The organism is Bradyrhizobium sp. BRP22, assembly GCF_020194175.1.
Lineage (GTDB): Bacteria > Pseudomonadota > Alphaproteobacteria > Rhizobiales > Xanthobacteraceae > Bradyrhizobium.
In genome coordinates, this window is record NZ_JADYVX010000024.1 from 1 (window position 1) to 19881 (window position 19881).

11 protein-coding genes are annotated in these 19881 nt (G+C 64.4%); 2 read left to right on the plus strand and 9 right to left on the minus strand.

The window, feature by feature from the left end:
- Positions 1-270: 270 nt before the first annotated feature.
- Entirely contained in the window at positions 271-2658 is a 2388-nt protein-coding gene (locus tag I6F35_RS25805; protein ID WP_225120474.1) for an MMPL family transporter, read from the minus strand.
- Between the two features lie 477 nt (positions 2659-3135).
- Positions 3136-4722, minus strand: coding sequence for a B12-binding domain-containing radical SAM protein (locus tag I6F35_RS25810; RefSeq protein ID WP_225120475.1), 1587 nt, complete (start codon positions 4720-4722; stop codon positions 3136-3138).
- A gap of 444 nt (positions 4723-5166) precedes the next feature.
- On the opposite strand from I6F35_RS25810, the gene I6F35_RS25815 reads away from it, so the two are divergent.
- Entirely contained in the window at positions 5167-6915 is a 1749-nt protein-coding gene (locus I6F35_RS25815) for a HAMP domain-containing methyl-accepting chemotaxis protein (RefSeq protein WP_225120476.1), read from the plus strand.
- A gap of 75 nt (positions 6916-6990) precedes the next feature.
- On the opposite strand, the gene I6F35_RS25820 is transcribed toward I6F35_RS25815, so the two are convergent.
- A complete protein-coding gene (locus I6F35_RS25820) occupies positions 6991-7974 on the minus strand; it encodes a formylglycine-generating enzyme family protein (RefSeq protein WP_225120477.1) in 984 nt (327 codons plus the stop codon).
- 430 nt (positions 7975-8404) lie between these two features.
- Here I6F35_RS25820 and I6F35_RS25825 point away from each other — a divergent pair, with 430 nt between their 5' ends.
- A complete protein-coding gene (locus tag I6F35_RS25825) occupies positions 8405-9394 on the plus strand; it encodes a helix-turn-helix domain-containing protein (RefSeq protein WP_225120478.1) in 990 nt (329 codons plus the stop codon).
- Positions 9395-9407: 13 nt separating this feature from the next.
- On the opposite strand, the gene I6F35_RS25830 is transcribed toward I6F35_RS25825, so the two are convergent.
- The 6 genes from I6F35_RS25830 to I6F35_RS25855 form a co-directional block, all read right to left on the minus strand.
- Positions 9408-10286 (minus strand): transglutaminase family protein, encoded by an 879-nt coding sequence (locus tag I6F35_RS25830; protein WP_225120479.1) that lies wholly within the window; start codon positions 10284-10286, stop codon positions 9408-9410.
- Positions 10283-12805: a circularly permuted type 2 ATP-grasp protein gene (locus I6F35_RS25835; RefSeq protein WP_225120480.1), complete on the minus strand. Its 2523-nt coding sequence runs from the start codon at positions 12803-12805 to the stop codon at positions 10283-10285. Before I6F35_RS25835 ends, I6F35_RS25830 begins: the two co-directional genes overlap by 4 nt.
- Before the next feature lie 25 nt (positions 12806-12830).
- Positions 12831-16094 carry a transglutaminase family protein gene (locus I6F35_RS25840; protein ID WP_225120481.1) on the minus strand — a complete coding sequence of 1088 codons (3264 nt, stop codon included), beginning with the start codon at positions 16092-16094 and terminating at the stop codon, positions 12831-12833.
- A gap of 190 nt (positions 16095-16284) precedes the next feature.
- On the minus strand, positions 16285-17808 hold the full coding sequence (locus I6F35_RS25845; protein WP_225120482.1) for an altronate dehydratase family protein: 1524 nt from the start codon (positions 17806-17808) through the stop codon (positions 16285-16287).
- Between the two features lie 66 nt (positions 17809-17874).
- Positions 17875-18654: an aldolase/citrate lyase family protein gene (locus tag I6F35_RS25850; RefSeq protein ID WP_225120483.1), complete on the minus strand. Its 780-nt coding sequence runs from the start codon at positions 18652-18654 to the stop codon at positions 17875-17877.
- A 130-nt stretch (positions 18655-18784) separates the two neighbouring features.
- On the minus strand, positions 18785-19870 hold the full coding sequence (locus tag I6F35_RS25855; protein ID WP_225120484.1) for a malate/lactate/ureidoglycolate dehydrogenase: 1086 nt from the start codon (positions 19868-19870) through the stop codon (positions 18785-18787).
- Positions 19871-19881: the final 11 nt, after the last annotated feature.

A 19881-nucleotide genomic window follows, 5' to 3' on the forward strand; every position in this document is an offset into this window, starting at 1 on the left:
ACTTCGAAGGCTCTGCTGCCACTGAGCTCGCATGGCTGCTCATCGCCCATCTGAGGCTCCTAATTCGCCGCCTGGCCAGACCTTGAAGACGTCTTACGCTTTTTTGAGTCAGGCTCTCAGGATGAGGTCTGATTTCGCGGCGGAATTAGACCCTCAAGGTGAGGAGCGCCGCTTGCGGCGCGTCTCGAACCATGAGGCCCGCCTTCGTCCACAGCCACTAACGAGCTATATACGGTAGCCCTGCCTGCAAGCGGCAAAGGGAGTGCAAGCTCACTCCGCCGCTTTCGCCTGCGGCGGCGGCGTGGCCGTGCCGCGCAGTTTTTCCGACAGGTTGATCAGGAACATCGCGGTCGGCCGGAGGATGAAGAGGTCGGCGACGAGGGCTGCGATCATCGAGAAGGCGGAGAGCCAGCCGAACAGGCGCAGCGAGGGCAGGTCGGAGAACACGGTCACGACCAGGCCGCAGGCCAGAACCACCGTGGTCAGGATCAGCGCGGGTCCGACCAGCACGGTCGCGCGCTCCACCGCGAGCGCCGCACTGATGCCGGGCTTGCGCTCGAGCCGCAAGCGGTTGAGGAAGTGGATGGTCGCGGAGAGACCGAGGCCGAACGATACCGTCAGCGCCACGACACTCGCAAATTGCAGGCCTTCGCCGAGCAGCCACAACACCGTTCCCGACAGCACAACGGGGAAGATGCCCGGCAGGATGCAGGAGAACATCACGACGACGGAGCGGAAGGCGAGCCCGATGAAGATCGCGACCAGGGCGAACTCGATCGTCAGCCCGTGGTTGAGTTTCTCGATCATGCTGGCGCTGTTGCGCGCCGCGATCGCGGACAGGCCGGTGACGGCGATTTCGTAGCCGGGATGCTCGGCGCGCACCTTGTCAAGCGCATGGTCGAGCTTGTCGACCACCGGCAGGATCTCGCTTGAATCGAGATCGGGCACGCGGCCGGACACCACCACGGCATCCTGATTCGCCGAGATGAAGCGGCGCACCAGATGTTCGGGGATGACGCTGACATATTGTTTGAGCGTCGCGACGTCGGTTGAACCCGCCTTCTCGGCAAGCCAGCGGCGCAGCGTTTCCAGCGACCAGACATTGCCGACGCCGGCCGCGCCTTCGACCGTGGAGTGAACTTCCGCGATCACCTTCAAGGTCTCGGGCGAGTAGAGCGATGCGCCCTTCGGGAATTCGACCAGCACGTCGATCGGATTGGCGCCAGTCAGCTTGGCATCAAGCCGATTGCTGGCCTCGACCGCCTGCCGCTTGTCCGGCACCTGATCGGCAAGCCGATAGCGCGGCTCGAGACTGGCATAGACGATGCCAAGGCCGCCGACGAAGATCAGCGCGACCAAGCTGAACAGCCCCGGCCGGCTGACCATGCGCACCGCGATCCAGTAGCAGAAATTGCGCAGCGCCTGCACGCCGGCATCCGCGCTCTGGAACTTGACCGCGAAGATACGCTCGTTGCGCACGAACAGCACCCCGAATACCGGCACCAGCGACAACACCGCGAGCAGCGCGATGATGGTGGCGGCAAGGCCCGCCTCGCCGAATTTGCGGATCAGGTCGGAATCGGAGAACTGCAGCGCGATGAAGGAAATGCCGGCGGTCGCGTGCGTCAGCACGCAAGCCGGCCCCACCACCAGGACCGCATTGGTGAACGCGCTGAGCTTGTCCTGCCCCGCGATCAGCCGGTCGCGCGCCGCGAAAGTGAGCTGCATCGAGTCGGAGAAGCTGATCACCATGATGAGCGGCGTCATTACGTTGAGGAACATGTTGAGATTGAAATTGGCCCAGCCGAGACCGCCGAGCGCAAGCAGGATCGCGATCATCGGCGGGAACGCCGCCACCACCATGAAGGAGATCTTGCGGAAGAAGATGATCGCGATGATGCAGCCGGCGAGGATGCCGAGGACATTGTAGGTCAGCCCGTCGCGCTCGACCGCGTTGCGGATCTCGAGCTGCATGACCGGCACGCCAGAGAGCTGGGCGTCGAGGCCGCTGCCGGAGAGATCGTCGGCCATCACCTTGCGGATCTCGCCGATCACGGTGCTCAGCTTGTTGCTCGAGACCACTTCGGGATCGACCGACAGCACGATCAGCGCCAGCGTGCCGTCCTCCGACAACAATTTGCCGCGGATGATCTCGTTGGATTTTACCGTCTCGACGAACTTGTCGTAGGCCTCGCCTTCCGGCAGGTCGTTGGGGAATAGCGCCGCCGGCAGTTTGCCGGGCTCCGGCGCCTGCCGTGCCGAGAACAGCGAGACCAGGCCGCGCACGCCCTCGACGAGCTGCAGGTCGGTGACCATGTCGCGCAATTTCTCGAGGTTGTCGCGCGCCAGCAGCGTCTTGCCCTCGACCACGACCAGCACGTCGAACTCGGTCGCGGGGAAGCGCTTCGTCACCTCCTCGTACTGCTTGTAGTCCTTGGTGTCGGAGCGGAACAACTGCGACAGCGAATCATCGATCTTGATCCGCTGCACGCCGAACACGGCCGCGATCATCAGCGCGATCAGCACGATCAGCGAGACCACCGGCGCCTTGACCGCGATCAGCCCGATGCGCTCCAGCCCGAAAGCAATGCTGGGTCCTTGCGGCGGCTCCTCGACCTTTCCAACGTGGACCTGACTTTCGAAGTTCTTTTCGGGCATGCCCTGTCCAGTTCTGAAATCGGCGCGAATTGTCTAGCTTGGTTGCGGGCGCGAGGAACGCTCGACGGCCACTTCCATCGGCACTAGTCCTTGAAAACATGGAAGTATTGACCGGCGCCGGTTTTACAGGCCCCTCCCCCGCGCCGCAAGCTTGAGGGAGAGGTCAAATCCGCGTGTGCGGTACAAAAATCGCCATTAAGTATCGGATTTGTCACAGGGCGTGAGCGGATCTGGCCGAAGTAGATCCTGCTCTCATCTCCTTGTTCGAACGTGATCTTTTCGGAAGGCAAGTCCCGCCGTCCCGGATCATGAGTTCAGGGCGCGCCGAGCTGCGGCGGAATGCCTCCGCTCCGTCCTTCAACGCAACGTCGGTGAGCCCGCGGGTCAGCCCCTCGCGCGCCAGCCACGCGATTCGGTATGCCACCGACTTGTAGCCAGGGCCTGCGCGGGCAGTGAAAGGGACAGCGTCATTTCCGGCTACTCGGCGGGCACGGAGGCCTCGCGCAGCCGGATCGAATAGTTCGACGCGTTCTGCTGGCCGCTCGAGGCCGCGCGCGCGAACGTGATCAGGTGATGCGCGATCATCGAAGATGCGATCAATCCCTCGATGTCGCCGCGCCGGAGCCGCCCGAGCGCGAACTTCCAGAATGTCCGCTTGTAGTCGCCGAGCACGCCGACCTGCCAGAAGATGTTGCGCAGCATGATCAGCCCGCGCCGGATATTGGCCCAGCTCTTCCTTTCCGGGCTGACCGGAGCCTTCACGCGGTTGGCATAGGTGTAGTTGCACTGGTGCTCGTAGCGAGCGAACAGCTTTTCGGGCTCGTAGGCCACCTCCATGCACCGCTTCCAGGAATCGATGACCTGGTCGTAGGGCAAGAGGAACTCGACGTTGGAATCGCGGCTGTCGTCGTCGACCAGGCGTCCCTCGCGTTCGAGCCGGTCCCAGAGCGGCGTCTTCGGCAGCGCCTGCAGCAGGTTGATCGTCAATAGCGGAATCTGGGATTGATCGACGAAAGTGAGCAGCGCATCCGGGGTCTCCGGCTTGTCGGTGTCCAGCCCCATGATGATGCCGGAGACCACCTCCATGCCGTAGGAATTGATGGTCTGGATGCCTTCCAGGATCGGGACCATCATGTTGTGGTCCTTATGCATCGCCTTCAGCGCATCGGGATCGGGCGTCTCGATGCCGCAGAAGATGGTGACGAAGAAGGCTTCGCGCATCTTCTCGAGGATCTCGGGCCGCTTGGCGATGTTCAGCGTCGCCTCGCAGGCGAGCCGCACGACATAACCGGTCCTCTTCTGCCACTCGATCAGATGCGGCAACAGGTCCAGCGTCGCCTTGCGGTTGCCGATGAAATTGTCGTCGACGAAATAGATCGTGTCGGTCATGCCGCATTCGCGCAGCCGGTCGAGCTCGGCGACGATCTGCTGCGGCGTCTTCAGGCGAGGGTTGCGGCCGTAGAGGCCGGGTATATCGCAGAACTCGCACTGATAGGGGCATCCGCTGGAGAACTGGATGCTGCCGAGGAAATAGCGTTTTGTCTCGGCGAGTTCGTAGGCCGGGATCGGAAACTCCGTCATCGGCACACGATCTGCGGTCCTCAGAACCACCTGCTCGGCGGGACGCGACGGATCGCGCGCGAGCCGCGCTATCAGCTCATCGGTGGCGTCGCCGAGCTCGCCGACATGGAGATAATCGAAGGACGGATAATAGTCCGGGCAGGCGCTGACCGAAGGGCCGCCGAGGGCGACGGCGAGATCGAAGGCATGCGCACGGCGGCAGATGTCATTCATGTGATGGCGCTGGATGTGCATGCCGCTGACGAATACCGCCTCCGCCCATTCGAAATCTTCCTTGCGGGCCGGGCGGATGTTCTCGTCGACGAAGCGGACCTGCCAGTTTTCGGGCAGGTAGGCCGCAATCAGCAAAAGCCCCTGCGGCGGCATGAAGGCCTTGACGCCGTCGGTCAACGGATAGGCGTATTCGAACGTACCGAATGCCGATGTGTAGCGCGGGAAGACGCAAAGGATGCGTCGTGCCGTCTCGATGCCCTCAGCTCTCATCAAAACTTCCTTAAGACGAGCCCAAAACAAATATAAGCACGGCACCAGACGCTGGGCCAGAAATTGCTCAAGATTGTGGCGTGATGCCAACGCCGCAAGGGCATGACCGGTTGTCGACGGCAGCGACAGGACGGGAAGCGGATTCGGGCGATCAGGCGCGGGGCAGATTCGGGTAGCAGCCCTGCACGATCGGCAAGCGGGGCCGGCGCGGATGAACTAAGCCGGGCCGATGAAGCCGACCATGCTGTTGACCGGCAAAGGCTGGAAGCACGCATGGGCGCGGGCCTCGCAGGCCTGCTTCGACGCCGTGACGGGCATTGGCCGACAGCGCCGGGGTCACTTGGTTGCAATGCGGAAAACTTCGCGAATTAAGAATTTCTCCACTAAAATTCTACATCATTTTACCGGCCGTCGGTGCTCACCGGCCGATCTGGAGTGCCGCGAATGGCTGAAATCACGACATCCCCCCACCCGTCCCCTGTCCGCGCCATGGCGTCCCGGCTTTCGCTTGCCGCCAGGCTGTACGCGATCTTTGCGCTGTTTGCGGTGCTGACTGCGGCCATCACCTTCCTGTCCGACTACAACAGCCGCCGGAATGCCGAACTCACGGAAGCCGTGGAAACGGCGAGCCGCGCGGCGCTGAATGTCGAGCGGGTCAATTCGCTCGTCTATGCGGTGGTGATGGAATCCCGCGGCATCTACATGTCGACGGATCCGGCCGCGGTGAAGAAATACGGCGATGGGCTGCTCAAGTTCAACGAGCGTATCCTCGCCCTAGTCAAGAGCTGGGAGCAGATCGTCCAGGCCGACGATGCCGAGCAGTTCGCCGCCTTCAAGAAGCGCATCGAGCAGTTCGTCGAGTTCCGCAAGGAGCTGGTGCGCCGCGGCGTCGAGATCGGCGCCGCCGCCGGCCGCGAATGGGGCGACAATGACGCCAACCGCGAGGTGCGCACGGCTCTGAACAAGGACCTGGAGGCGCTGTCGAAGGTCTATGCCGAGCGCGGCAAGAAGCTGGCGCAGGAGACCGACACCAACCGCACCATGGCCCTCCTCCTGACCGGCCTTGGCGGCCTGGCGCTGGTTCTGGTGGTGCTCGGCGTGCTGATCATCGCGCGCTCGGTCGCCCGGCCGCTGTCGGCGATCACCACAACGATCAGACAGGTTGCGGAAGGCGAGGAGAATGTCGCGGTTCCCCACACGCGGCGCGGCGACGAGATCGGAGCGCTGGCGCGCGCGATCGAGATCTTCCGCGAGGCGATGCAGCGCAACCGCAACCTCAATTCGCAGGTGCTGCAGGAATCGAAGGCCCGCGACGAGCGCACCAGGCACATCGAAGCCTCGGTGGAAGCGTTCCGCGAGGCGATCGGCGCTGTGCTGCGCGCGGTCAACGACAATGCGGCCTCGATGCGCGACACGGCGCAGACCATTGCCAGCGTCGCATCTGACGCCAGCGATCGCGCGGTGACGGCTGCCGGCGCCACCACGCAGGCCCCAAACAATGTCTCCGCCGTCGCCAGCGCCGCCGAAGAACTCTCGGCGTCGGTGCAGGAGATCGGCCGCCAGGTGCGCCAGTCCGCCGGCGCGGTCGAGCAGGCCGGCCAGCGCACTGACAGGTCGGTCGCCGAGATCGAAGGGCTTGCCGCCGCGACCCAGCGCATCGACGGCGTGCTCACGCTGATCCAGGCGATCGCCGAGCAGACCAACCTGCTCGCGCTCAACGCCACCATCGAGGCTGCGCGCGCCGGCGATGCCGGCCGCGGCTTTGCCGTCGTCGCCCATGAGGTCAAGGCGCTGGCCGAACAGACGGCCAAGGCCACCGCCGATATCGGCGAGAATGTCGGCATGATCCAGGCCTCGACGCGCAATTCGGTCGAGGCGGTGCGCGAGATCGGCAACGCCGTGCGCGAAATCAACGCGGTGACATCGAATATCGCGAGCGCCGTCGGTGAGCAGGATGCCGCGACGCGCGAGATCTCGATCAATGCGCAGGCGGCCGCGCAGGGCAATGAGACGCTGGTGGTCAATATCGGCTCACTCAGCGAAGCCATGGGCAAGACATCGGTCGCAGCCGAATCCGTGCTGACCGCGTCCAGCAAGCTGACTGCGACGGCGGAGACGCTGTCGCGCGAGGTCGAGAGCTTCTTCCGCAACCTGCGCGCAGATCCGATCGAAGACACGCGGAAGAGCGCGTGATCAAGCGATCCAATTAGCTATTTGTTCGAGCATGATCTTTTCGGAAAACCTGTCTCCATTTTTCCGGATCATGCTCTAGCGAGACGCGGAAACGGGTGACCGCAGCACGCACCGGAAGCCGACATGGCTCGTGGAGGCGTCAACCGCCTCGGCATGTCGCGCGGCGGGACGATAGCGGCGGCTGTAGTTTGGCGCTGAGAGATGCGAGCCGCCCTTGAGCACCTTGCGCGGAATGCGCGCCCGCGGGCGCGCCGGATCGTAGCTCGCCTCCTTGCGGCCGCCGATAGGATTGTGCGGAACGCCGTGCTGCGCGTCAACTTCGTGGTGTGCCGACCACCAGTCGGTCGTCCACTCCCAGACATTGCCGATCATGTCATGGACGCCATAGCCGTTTGGCGGAAATGCCGTCACCGGCGAGGTGCGGTCATAGCCGTCCTCGCACAAATTCTGCACGGGGAAATTGCCCTGCCAGGTATTGGCCATGTGGATGCCGCCGGGCATCAGCGCATTGCCCCAGGCATATTCCTCATCCTCGAGCCCGCCACGCGCGGCGAATTCCCACTCCGCTTCCGTCGGCAATTCCTTTCCGACCCATTTCGCGTAAGCCAATGCGTCGGCGTAAGTGATGTGCACGACCGGATGACTGCCGAGCACGTTGATGTTGGTCTTGGGACCATAGGGATGCCGCCAGTTGGCACCGGGCACGAAGGTCCACCACTGGCTGATATCGCGCAAATCGCGCACGCGCCGCGGCGCGGTGAAGACGAGCGAGCCGGCCTGACGTATGTCCGGCGGCGCATCCGGATCGTTCGCCGGACCGGGCGGTATCTCCGCCGCGGTGATGTAGCCGGTCGCGAGCACGAACTCGCGGAATTGCCAATTGGTGACCGGCGTCCGGTCGATCCAGAATCCGTCCACCGACACGCGATGCGATGGCGCCTCCTCGGGGTAATGATGGTCCGATCCCATCCGGTACATGCCGCCGGGAATCCAGACCATGTCCTCGGTCCGGAGATCATCCGGCTGATGGTGACTGCACTCGGTCTCTGCCCGAAACATGGCGCCAACTCTGCGCGGTGCCGCGCCCCTTCCGGTTCAAGCGCCGCCAGCCCAGCGGCAGCAACAGGTGAGCCCCTTTTCTTGTCGTATGAGGCTGCCGTGAGCGCAGCCGTCCCCGTCGCGCGTGATGCGATCCACGCCGACCGGATCACGTGCCTGCTCTGGTTGAGGGTTGGACGATAAACCAACTCGGCAAGCCTGTGACGTGCAGATTGTGCCAATTTTCGGCAAGCAGGCTTACAGCCGCAACGCGATCCCCCTGCGGTTGCGAACGCTTTGGCTAAAATTCAGTGAAAATTGCTGCCGCACCCGCGCCATCACGAAACCCGAATCGCCGCGGCAAATCGGTGCCAGGGTGTGGCAGGAACTTCCCCGTTTCCGACTTGTTGTCGGGACCGGCACTGCCCCACCGCGCGTGGGGGGAAGCAACATGGCGCAACGTCTTTCGGTCAACATCTCCAATCTTGATGGCTTCGAGGGCATGCACCACGGCGTCAAGGGCAGCCATGTCGACGTCATGCAGATCGGACGTGGCAGGTTGCGCGGGACCCTGTCTCATGTCGGCATCGGAGATTTCTCGCTGAGCATCGGCTCGTTCAATCTCGGCCTGCGCACGCAGCGTATCTCGACCGATGACAGGCTGATTGTTGGAATGCTGCTTGATGCCGAAGACCGTGTCACGCACTGGTCGTTCGACATGCGTCCGTCCGACGTCCTGGTGATCCCGCCGCTGGTCGAGCATGATGGAATCTTCCACGGCGCATCCACCTATGCGGCGGTCCGCCTCGACCTTGCCAATCTCGGCGCCGTCTTCGGCGGCGACGCGCGGCTCAGCGATCCCGCCCATTGGCTGCAGAAGAGCCACTATCGCGCAAACGATGGGGTCGGCATGGCCGGAGCGCGCCGGCTGCCCCAGATCATCTCAAGTCTCACCCAACACCAGTCGGCGCTTTCGGACGATGCGGCCGAATTCTGGAAGCGCGCCATCGTCGACTGCATGACGGGCACCATCATCAATTCGCTGCCGCCGGACGATCGCGGATATTTGCCGTCAGCGATGAAGCTCGTTCGCCGCGTCGAAGACTATCTCGATACGGTGGGTCCGAGGCCGGTGCACATTTCCGAGATCTGCGCCGAATTCAGCCTGTCGCGGCGCGGACTTCACCGTGCCTTTCACGAGGTGTTCGGCATCGGCCCCGTGACATTCCTGCGCCACAAGCGCCTGTGCGCCATCCATTCCATGCTGAGGGAAAGCACGCCGGGAGAGGTCACGGTCGGCGAAGTCGCGATGCAGCAGGGCTTTGTCGAGCTCGGACGGTTCGCGCAATATTACAGAAACCTGTTCGGCGAGTACCCGTCCGAGACGCTGCGCGGCAAGCGCGCGGGCGGACTGCCATCGTCCGCCGCCGTATTTCGCTGAGCATGTGACGGCGTCACTCCACCAGCAGCACGTCGACGGCGACGTTCAGCTTCTGCTTGCGCGAGCCGGCGATGATGCCGTCGACCGGTGAGACGTCGGAGAAATCGCGCCCGACCGCGAGGATGATGTGATCGTTCTCGACCAGGAGGTCGTTGGTCGGATCAAAGCCGATCCATCCGAGTTCGTCGCCGCACCACACCGAGACCCAGGCATGGGTCGCGTCCGCTCCCTGCAGGCGCGGCTGTCCGGGTGGCGGGATGGTGCGCAAATAGCCGCTGACATAGGCCGCGGGCAGGCCGAGGCCGCGCAGGCCGGCGATCATCACATGGGCAAAGTCCTGGCAGACGCCGTGGCGCTTCTCGAACACTTCCGTCAACGGCGTCGAGATCACGGTGGCCTTGGAATCGTACCTGAAGTCACTGCGGATGCGGCGCATCAGGTCGGCGGCGCCGGCGAGGATGCCGCCTTCTGGCGGAAAGCTCGCGGACGCATAGGCGGTAAGCGGCCCGAGCACCGGCACCAGCGTGCTCGCAAAGACATATCCGACCGGCGAGGACGGCCCAAGGCTCGTCGCCTCGAACGCGATGTCGCGCACGCTCTCCCAGGATGGACTCGCCGCGGCGCGGCCGGGCACTTGGCGCGAGACCGAGACACGCGAGCGCGAGTCGATGCGCAAATTGCGGTGCGCGGTCTCGATCAAAATGCTTTCGGTATGCGTGCCGAAGAAGTCGCGCCGCGTCGCGCGCTCCGCTGGCCGCGGCCTGATCTCGACGCTGTGGGAAATCAACTTCTGCCCATTGCCGCTTTGCGGCTCGAGCCGCAGCGAGCATCGCGCAAAACTCACCGGGCTTTCGTAAGAATAGGTGGTGACGTGCCTGATGTCGTAGATCACGCGAGGCCCGTCAGCTTCTCCGGGCGGCTCGCATTCGGCCCGTGCGGGAAATAATGCAGCCCGATGGCGTCGGCGAGGTTGAGCAGATCCTGCTCCAGCGAGAACAGCGTCTTGACATCAAGCGTCTCCGCCTCGGCCGTCGCCAGCATCGCCTGCAGCGCGACCGCGAGCCGCTGCGGGCGCTCGATCATCCCGTATTCCTTCAGGCTCGGCAGCGCCGCAATATGTTCGTTGAGGCCGACGACCTGGAACGCGACAGAGCGCGGGTTGTAGGGATCGAGCACCGCGAGATCGCGCACCGGCGCCAGGATCGGCGTCACCAGATAGCGCGAGCGATAGGTGATCTGGCAATCGACCAGCGTCAGCAGAATGTCGAGGTCGTCGTCATCAGCCTCGTCATAGGCGAATTGCCGCGCGAAGCGCGTGGTGTTGATGGCTCGCTCGGCGCGGCGGCCCATGTCGAGGAAGCGCCAGCCCGCGGCACGGTTCATGTTCTCCTGCGCGAGTCCTGCAAAGCTCGCCAGTTCCTGCAGCGTCAGCTCCGCCGCGCTGATGACGCCATCGTCATCCTCGACCTCCTCGCCGAGCCGGTCCACCATCTCGGTGATGACCTGCCAGGCGTCCGGCGACAGCCGCTCGCGCAGCGAGGTGGCGGTACGCTGGGCGGCGCGCACCAGTGAGAGCGCCGAGCCGAAACGTTCCTCACTCTGCAGAGCTTCGGCGACGACTCTTGCCGGGTTGGCCCGCGCCGTCTGCGAGGTCGCGCCCCAGGCCACCAGCATGCGCTGGATACGCTCGACCGAATGCAGGTTCGACGTGCCGCTCGCATTCGATCTCGCGGGATCGCGCATCGGCGAGCCGAGCGCGCGGATCAACCGCAGCGTCGCTTCGGCGCGTTCGAGATAGCGGCCGAGCCAGAACAGATTGTCGGCGGCGCGGCTCGGCAACACGCCGGCGATGCGGCGGATGCGCACGGTATCACCGGCAGGCAACAGGCTCGCGGTCGAGACCGCCTTTTCCGACACCACCCAGACATCCGCGGCGCGTGCGCCGTCGCCCATCGACACCGCGCGGGCATCCGCCTGCTCTGCGATCCGGCAGAAGCCACCGGGCAGGATAGTCCAGCCATGCGGCGTCGCCGCAGCAAAGACGCGCAGCACGAACGGGCGCGGCGTGAGCTGACCGTTCTCCCACACCGGCGTGGTCGACAGACGCACGAGTTCCTGGCCGACGAAGTCGATGCCACGCTCGGCAATCGCATTCTTCAGCCGTTCGCGTTCGCTCGGCGACAACTCGCCCGCGAGCACGGGACCATGGCTGGCAAAACCCGGGACCCCCCTGCCATAGGCGCTTTCGATCGCGAAATCATCGAGCCGCGACAGCACCTGTTCGCGCGCCGCCTTCTGGCCGCACCACCAGGTCGCGATATGCGGCATCTCCAGCTCTTCGCCGAGCAGGCGACGGCAGAGGCTCGGCAGGAAGCCGAGCAGCGCCCGCGACTCGAGCACACCAGAACCGGGCATGTTGGCAACGACAACCCCACCCTTGCGCAACACCTCGATCAGCCCCGGCACGCCGAGATGCGAAGAGGCGTTGAGCTCGAGCGGATCGAGCCAGTTGGAATCGACCCGCCGCAGCAGCACGTCGAGCCGCTTCAGCCCCGCAACGGTGCGGATGTGGACACGGTCGCCGCTGACGGCGAGATCGTCGCCCTCGACCAGCAGGAAGCCGAGATAACGCGCCAGCGTCGCATGCTCGAAATAGGTCTCGTTGAACGAGCCGGGCGTCAACAGACCGATGCGCGGCTCGTCGCGATCGGCACTGGCGCGCAGCGCGTCGCGAAACGCTTCGAAGAACGGCGCGACGCGCTCGACATTCATCGACTTGTAAAGGCCGGAGAAAGCGCGCGACAGCACCAGGCGATTTTCCAGCGCATAACCCGCGCCCGACGGCGCCTGCGTGCGGTCGCCGAGCACCCACCAGCGCCCGTCAGGCCCGCGGCCGACATCGGCGGCATAGAGGTGGAGGTAGCGCGCGCCCGGCGGCTTGATGCCGCTCACGGCGCGCAGATATTCGCTGCTGCCGGCAATCGCGGCGGCCGGGATCGCGCCATCGGCGACCAGCCGCCCCTCGCCATAGATGTCGCGCAGGATCATTTCGAGCAGTTGCGCGCGCTGCATGATGCCGGAAGCCAATTGCTGCCAGTCGGCCTCATCGATGATCAGCGGCAGGTGGCTCAGCGGCCACAGCCGGTCAGAGGTTTCGCCTGGCGCGCGATAGGTGACACCGGCGTCGCGCAGATGGCGATCGGCGGCAGCGAAGCGGCGTTCGATCTCGGCCGGCGACAGCGCGGCGAAGGCATCGAAGAAGCGGCTCCAGACCGGGCGCGGCGTACCGTCCGGACCGATGTATTCGTCGGGAATGCCGGGCAGCCGCGCATAGTCGCGCGACCATTGCGCCATGCGGCGCTGGCCCGGACGGGGCTTGCTCTCCTGACTGTGTTCCTGGCCGGTCGCCATTCCGCTTCTCGACGCGCTATGCGTATCAATGCAGGAGCGGCGTCCGCAAGTCGAGGGTCAACGGGAATTCAATTGTGCGTTCTTCCGGCGGCGGCTCGATCCGGCCTGGGGTGTGGCCGTGGTCCTGGAAACGGGCCAGCCGCCGCGCCTCGGCCTCATAGGAATTGACCGGCTTGGTTTCGTAATTGCGGCCGCCGGGATGGGCGACATGATAGACGCAGCCGCCGAGCGAGCGGCCGTTCCAGGTGTCGATCAGGTCAAAGGTCAGCGGCGCGTGCACCGGGATGGTCGGATGCAGGCCGGACGCCGGCTGCCAGGCCTTGAAGCGGACGCCCGCGACCGCCTCTCCCGAGCGTCCGGTCCCCGTCATCGGCATGCGCCGGCCGTTGCAGGTGATGACGTGACGGCCCTCGACAAAGCCTGACGCCTTGACCTGCAGCCGCTCGACCGAGGAATCGACATAGCGGACGGTGCCTCCGGCCGACCCCTCCTCGCCCAGCACGTGCCACGGCTCGAGCGCCTGCCGCAATTCCAGCGCGACGCCGCCATGATGGACATGGCCGAACATGGGAAAGCGGAATTCGAGCTGCGCCGTGTACCATTCCGGGGAGAAATCGTAGCCCGATCGCCTGAGGTCGGCGAGGACGTCCAAAAAGTCTTCCCAGAGGAAATGCGGCAGCATGAAGCGATCATGCAGCGTCGTACCCCAGCGCACGAATTTGCCGTGCTGCGGCTCGCGCCACAGCTTTGCGATCAGCGCGCGGATCAGGAGCTGCTGCGCCAGCGACATCCTGGGATCGGGCGGCATTTCGAGCGCGCGGAATTCGACCAGGCCGAGCCGGCCGGTCGGACCATCGGGCGAATAGAGCTTGTCGATGCAGATCTCGGCGCGATGGGTGTTGCCGGTGATGTCGACCAGGATGTGCCGGAACAGCCGGTCCGCCAGCCACAGCGGCGCCTCGACGCCCGCCGGCGGCACATGGGCGAGTGCGATCTCGAGTTCATAGAGTCCGTCATGGCGCGCCTCGTCGATGCGTGGCGCCTGGCTGGTCGGACCGATGAACATGCCGGAGAACAGATAGGACAGCGACGGATGCCGCTGCCAATAGAGCACGAGGCTCTTCAGCAGGTCGGGGCGGCGCAGGAACGGCGAATCCTCCGGGTTGCTGCCGCCGACCACAACGTGGTTGCCGCCGCCGGTGCCGGTGTGACGACCATCGATCAGGAAACGGTTGGCGCCGAGCCGCACCTTTGCGGCGTCCTCGTAGAGGCCGAAGGTGATGTCGACTGCCTCGCGCCAGCTCTGCGCCGGCTGGATGTTGATCTCGATCACGCCGGGATCGGGCGTGACCTTGATGACCTCGATGCGGGGATCGAACGGCGGGGCATAGCCCTCGACATGCACTGGCAGTTGCAGCTCTTCGGCGGTCGCCTCGATCGCCGTCACCAGTTCGAGATAGTCTTCCGCCTTCTCGACAGGCGGCATAAAGGCGCAGAGCGTGCCGTCGCGGATTTCGATCGACATCGCCGTGCGCACCGGCGGCGGCTCCGGGAGGTCCTTCAGCAGGCGCTTCAATTCCTCATCGAAATCCGGCAAGGCGTCGCGCGGCGCCATCGGATCGGTCTCGATGATGTAGGGATAATCCTCGGGCGGGATGTATTCGAGCGAGGAGATCGGGAGCCGCAGGCCGAGCGGAGAATCGCCCGGCGACAGGAACAGATGGCTGCGACGAAGCTTCCAGTGCTCGCTGCGCCAGCGTCCGCGCACCCCGGCGAGCGGACTGAAGCGCTGGATCGGCAGCACATATCCTTTTGCTGTCGTTAGTCCCTGGTCGAACACCCGCGCCAGGCGCGAGCGTTCTTCGGGATCGGACAGTTTTGAGTTCTCGGGGCTGACATTGGCGGGAAGCGCGCCTTCGCGCTGCAGCCAGTACGCCGGATCCTCGAAGGCCGGAATGACGTGGTCGGCCGCAAGCCCGAGTTTCTGCGCCATGGTTTCGGCGAAGTGCTTGGCGTCCTTGATCTCGGCCTTGTGCGGGTTCTCGATCTTCGCGATCAGATCGGCGTTCTTCCAGATCGGCACGCCGTCCTTGCGCCAGTAGAGGCCGAAGGCCCAGCGCGGCAGGCTTTCGCCCGGATACCATTTGCCCTGGCCATAATGCAGCAAGCCACCGGGCGCAAAGCGATCACGCAGGCGGCGGATCAGATCATCGGCGAGCGCACGCTTGGTCGGACCGACGGCGGCGATATTCCATTCCGGCGCCTCGAGATCATCGACCGAGACGAAGGTGGGTTCGCCGCCCATGGTGAGCCGCACGTCTTCCGTCTTCAGATCGGCATCGACCTGCTCACCGAGCGCGTCGAGCCGCGCCCAGGATTCATCGGAGAACGGCCGCGTGATCCGCGGCGCCTCGCGGATGCGCTTGACGCTCATCTCGAAGGCGAAATCGACATTGGCGAAGCCGGCGGTGCCGGAGATCGGCGCGGCCGAGCGGTAGTGCGGCGTGGCCGCGACGGGAATGTGCCCCTCGCCCGTCAGCATGCCCGAGGTGACATCGAAGCCGATCCACCCCGCACCGGGCAGATAGACTTCGGCCCAGGCATGCAGATCGGTGAAATCGTTCTCGACTTCGCGCGGCCCCTCCACCGGATCGATATCGGGACGAAGCTGGATCAGGTAGCCGGAGACGAAGCGTGCGGCGAAACCGAGATGGCGCAGGATCTGGATCAGCAGCCATGCCGAGTCACGACAGGAGCCGGCGCCGGCGGCTAGCGTCTCCTCCGGCGTCTGCACGCCCGGCTCCATGCGGATGAGGTAGCGTATTTTCGTCTGCAGCCTCGCGTTGAGGTCGACCAAAAAATTGACGGTGCTGTCGGCCTCGCGCGGAATCTCCTTCAGGTAAGCTGCCAGCAGCGGTCCGGGCTCGACGGTTGCGAGATAAGGCGCGAGTTCGTTCCTGAGATCGTTGGTGTACTGGAATGGATAGGAGGTGGCGTAGGACTCGACGAAGAAATCGAACGGATTGATCACGGTCATCTGCGCCGTGAAATCGACTTCGATCTTGAGCTCGGTCGCCTTCTCCGGGAACACCAGCCGCGCCAGCCAATTGCCCTGCGGATCCTGCTGCCAGTTCACGAAGTGATTGGCCGGCGTGACCTTGAGCGAGTAGCTCAGGATCGGCGTGCGCGTATGCGGCGCCGGACGCAGGCGAATGGTCTGGGGCCCGAGGTCGATCGGTCGGTCGTACTTGTAATGCGTGACATGATGCAGTGCGACGAAGATCGACACGGACGGCGGACTCCAGCAGCTTTTTTAAGCAGAACACTGGTTCCCGCCGACAGCAAGCACTAACAACGGGCACGGGTGCCTATCGGAGATGCGGCTTCGCTGTCATTCCGGGATGGTCCGCAGGACCAGACCCGGAATCTCGAGATTCCGGGTTCGATGCTTCGCATCGCCCCGGAATGACGTTTGCCTCTCACATCGTCGCCCCTAACACCCACGGCGCGAACTCGGCGCCGCCGAAATCGAAGCTTTCGCTCTTGGTGGGCTGGCCGGATGCGGTCTTCAGCATCAATTCGAAGATGCGCTGGCCGCATTCCTGCACGCTCTCTTCGCCGTCGAGAATGGTGCCGCAGTTGACGTCCATGTCGTCTTCCATGCGCTTGTACATGGGCGTGTTGGTGGCGAGCTTGATCGAGGGCGCGGGCTTGCAGCCGAACACGCTGCCGCGGCCGGTGGTGAAGCAGACCAGATTGGCGCCGCCCGCCACCTGCCCGGTCGCCGCGACCGGGTCGTAACCGGGCGTATCCATGAACACGAAGCCGCGCTTCGTCACCGGCTCGGCGTAGTGCAAAACGTCAACGAGATTGGTGCTGCCGGCCTTCGCCATCGCGCCGAGCGACTTTTCGAGAATGGTGGTGAGGCCGCCGGCCTTGTTGCCGGGACTCGGATTGGCGTTCATCTCGGCGCCTTCGCGCTGGGTATATTCTTCCCACCAGCGCATCAGGCCGACCAGCTTCTCGCCGACCTCGCGGCTGACGGCGCGGCGCGTCAACAGATGTTCGGCCCCGTAGGTCTCCGGCGTTTCAGAGAGGATCACGGTGCCACCGTGCCGCACCAGCAGATCGCTGGCGGCGCCAAGCGCGGGATTGGCGGAGACACCGGAATAGCCGTCGGAGCCGCCGCACTGAAGAGCGACCGTGAGTTCGCTCGCTGCGACCTTCTCGCGCTTGACCTTGTTGGCGTCCGCGAGTGCTTCGCGCACGAAGGCGACGCCGGCCTCCACGGTCTTGCGGGTGCCGCCGACTTCCTGGATGTCCATCGCGCGCAGGCGGCCGGCGAGTTTCTGCTCCTGCATCAGGCCGCCGATCTGGTTCACTTCGCAGCCGAGGCCGAGCACGATCACGGCGGAGAAATTCGCGTGCCGCGCATAGCCGCCGAGCGTGCGGCGAAGCAGCGCCAGCGGCTCGTCCTGCGTCATGCCGCAGCCGGTCTTGTGGGTGAGCGCGACCACGCCGTCGACATTCGGAAAATCGGCCAGCGGATTGTCGCCGGTGAACGGATTTTTCTTGAAGACGTCGGCGACGAGGCTCGCGACATGAGCGCTGCAATTCACCGAAGTGAGGATGCCGATATAGTTGCGGGTCGCGACGCGACCATCGGGACGGCGGATGCCCTCGAACGTCGCCGGCAGATCGAAATTTGGCACCGGCTTGACGTCGACGCCATAGGCATAGTCCTTGGCGAAATCGCCCATGCCGCAATTCTGGGTGTGGACGTGCTGGCCCGGCGCGATCGGCGCGGTGGCGAAGCCGATGATCTGGCCGTAGCGCTTGATCGGCTCACCTTCCGCGATCGGCTTGATCGCGACCTTGTGGCCCGCCGGAATGCGATCGACGGTGACGACACCGCTGGCGACCTCGAGCCCCGGCGGCAAGCTCGCGCGCGCGATCAGCACGCTGTCATCGGGATGCAGACGGATCACGGGTGCCGGGGCCATGGAGGGTCTCCTTGTTGGACGTTCATCTCTCCCCGCGAAGCGCGGGGAGAGGGAGAAGAGAGAGCGTCACGCTTTTCCGCCAGACTCCTTGCGGGTCTGGTTCACCTGCATCTTGGCGTAGGTCATCATCAAGCCGCTCTCGTTCGACAGCGTGACGAGCTTGAAACCCATGTTGATCGCGCGCACCGCGCCTTCGGCGCCACTGCAGTGGATGCCGGGATTGAGGCCGCGCTTGCCGCATTCCTTGACGATCTTCTCGTAGATCTTGAGGATCTCCGGCTCGTCGCGGTCAAGCTTCGGCACCAGACCGTAGGAGAAGCCGAGATCGGACGGACCGATATAGACGCCGTCGATGCCTTCGACGTCGAGGATCGCTTCCATGTTCTCGACCGCGGTCCTGGTTTCCATCATCGGCAGCAGCACGATCTCGTCGTTGGCGGTCTGCTGATAGGTACCTGCGGAGCCATACATGCCGGAGCGGATCGGACCGTTGGAGCGGGTACCCTTCGGCGGATACTTGGCATAGGAGACGAGGTTCTTGGCTTCCTGGGGTGTATTGACCATCGGGCAGATCACGCCGTAGGCGCCGCCGTCGAGCACCTTGCCGATGATCCCGGGCTCGTTCCAGGGCACGCGCACCATTGGCGTGACCGGGTGGCCGTTCATCGCCTGGAAGCATTGCACCATGGAAAGATAGTCCTGCACGCCATGCTGCAGGTCGACAGTGACGCTGTCGAAACCGCATTGCGCGATCACTTCGGCCGAAAAGCCGGACGGGATCGCCAGCCACGCGTTGACCACCGCCTTGCCCGACGCCCAGACTTGCTTGACCTTGTTATTTGCCACTTTGCTTTCCTTCCCTTGCTCTCACCGTCATGGCCGTCCGTCATTGCGAGGAGCGATAGCGACGAAGCAATCCATACTTCCACTTCTGGCGATGTGGATTGCTTCGCTCCGCTCGCAATAACGGGGCTCGTTAGCTGGTTGCCCGCTGGATGCTGACTTCGCTCACGCCGACTTCGCGCGCGGTGTTCACTATCGCCGCCCAGGTGTCATCAGGCAAGGGGATGCCATTTTTGGTGCGCTCGGCGCGGGTCTTTCTTTCGGGGTCGCCCGGGATCAGGACTTTATCGGTACCCGCAATCGGCTTGGTCTCGCGGATGAAATCCACATAGCGGGAGATTTCGCCGTCGAAGAAATTGGCGGGATCGATCACCTTCGGATCGATGTAGAAGGCCAGCATGCCGTTGGCGAAGCGCCGGTCCGGCGCAGTCGCGCCGGTTCCGGACAGGGCGCCGCCGAGCAGCTCGCAGATGAACGCGAGCCCCGAGCCCTTGTGCTCGCCGAAGGCGCGGATCGCGCCGGTGCCCTTGGTGTGATCGCGCTGACCGTCCGGAGTATAGGGGCCGTAGAGCACGTGCGGATCTTCGCTCAAGGTACCGTCGGAATCGACCAGCGCACCAACGGGCAATTTCTTGCCACCGCGGCTTGCGACCAGGACCTTGCCCTCGGCAACGATCGAGGTGGCGAAATCGAGCACGATCGGGTCCTGGCCCTGGCGCGGAATGCCGACGCAATAAGGCGCGGTCGACAGCCGCTTCTCGACGCCGCCGAACGGCGCGACCAGCAGCGAGCCCGCAGCGTTGACGAAATGCACAGACACCAGACCTTCGGCGGCGGCCATTTCCGCCCAGTCACCGATGCGCCCGATATGGCCGGCGTTGCGCAGCGCAACCGCAGCGAGCCCTGCCTTCTTGCACTTTTCGATGCCGAGCTTGACCGCAACCGGCGCGACCGTCTGTCCGTAGCCGAACTTGCCGTCGACGACGGCAAGCGAGGGCGTATCGATCAGGATTTCGGGGGTCTGGTTCGGGACCACCGAGCCCATCTTCTTCCACCTGATATAGACGGGCACGCGGATGACGCCGTGGCTGTCGTGGCCGGTGAGATTGGCGGTCGTCAAATATGTCGCAATGCGACGGGCTTCCTCGGACGAGGAGTCGGCATGCGAAAAAACCTCACCGACGAAATCAATGAGATTATCGACCTTGATCGTAACCATGGATATGTCGC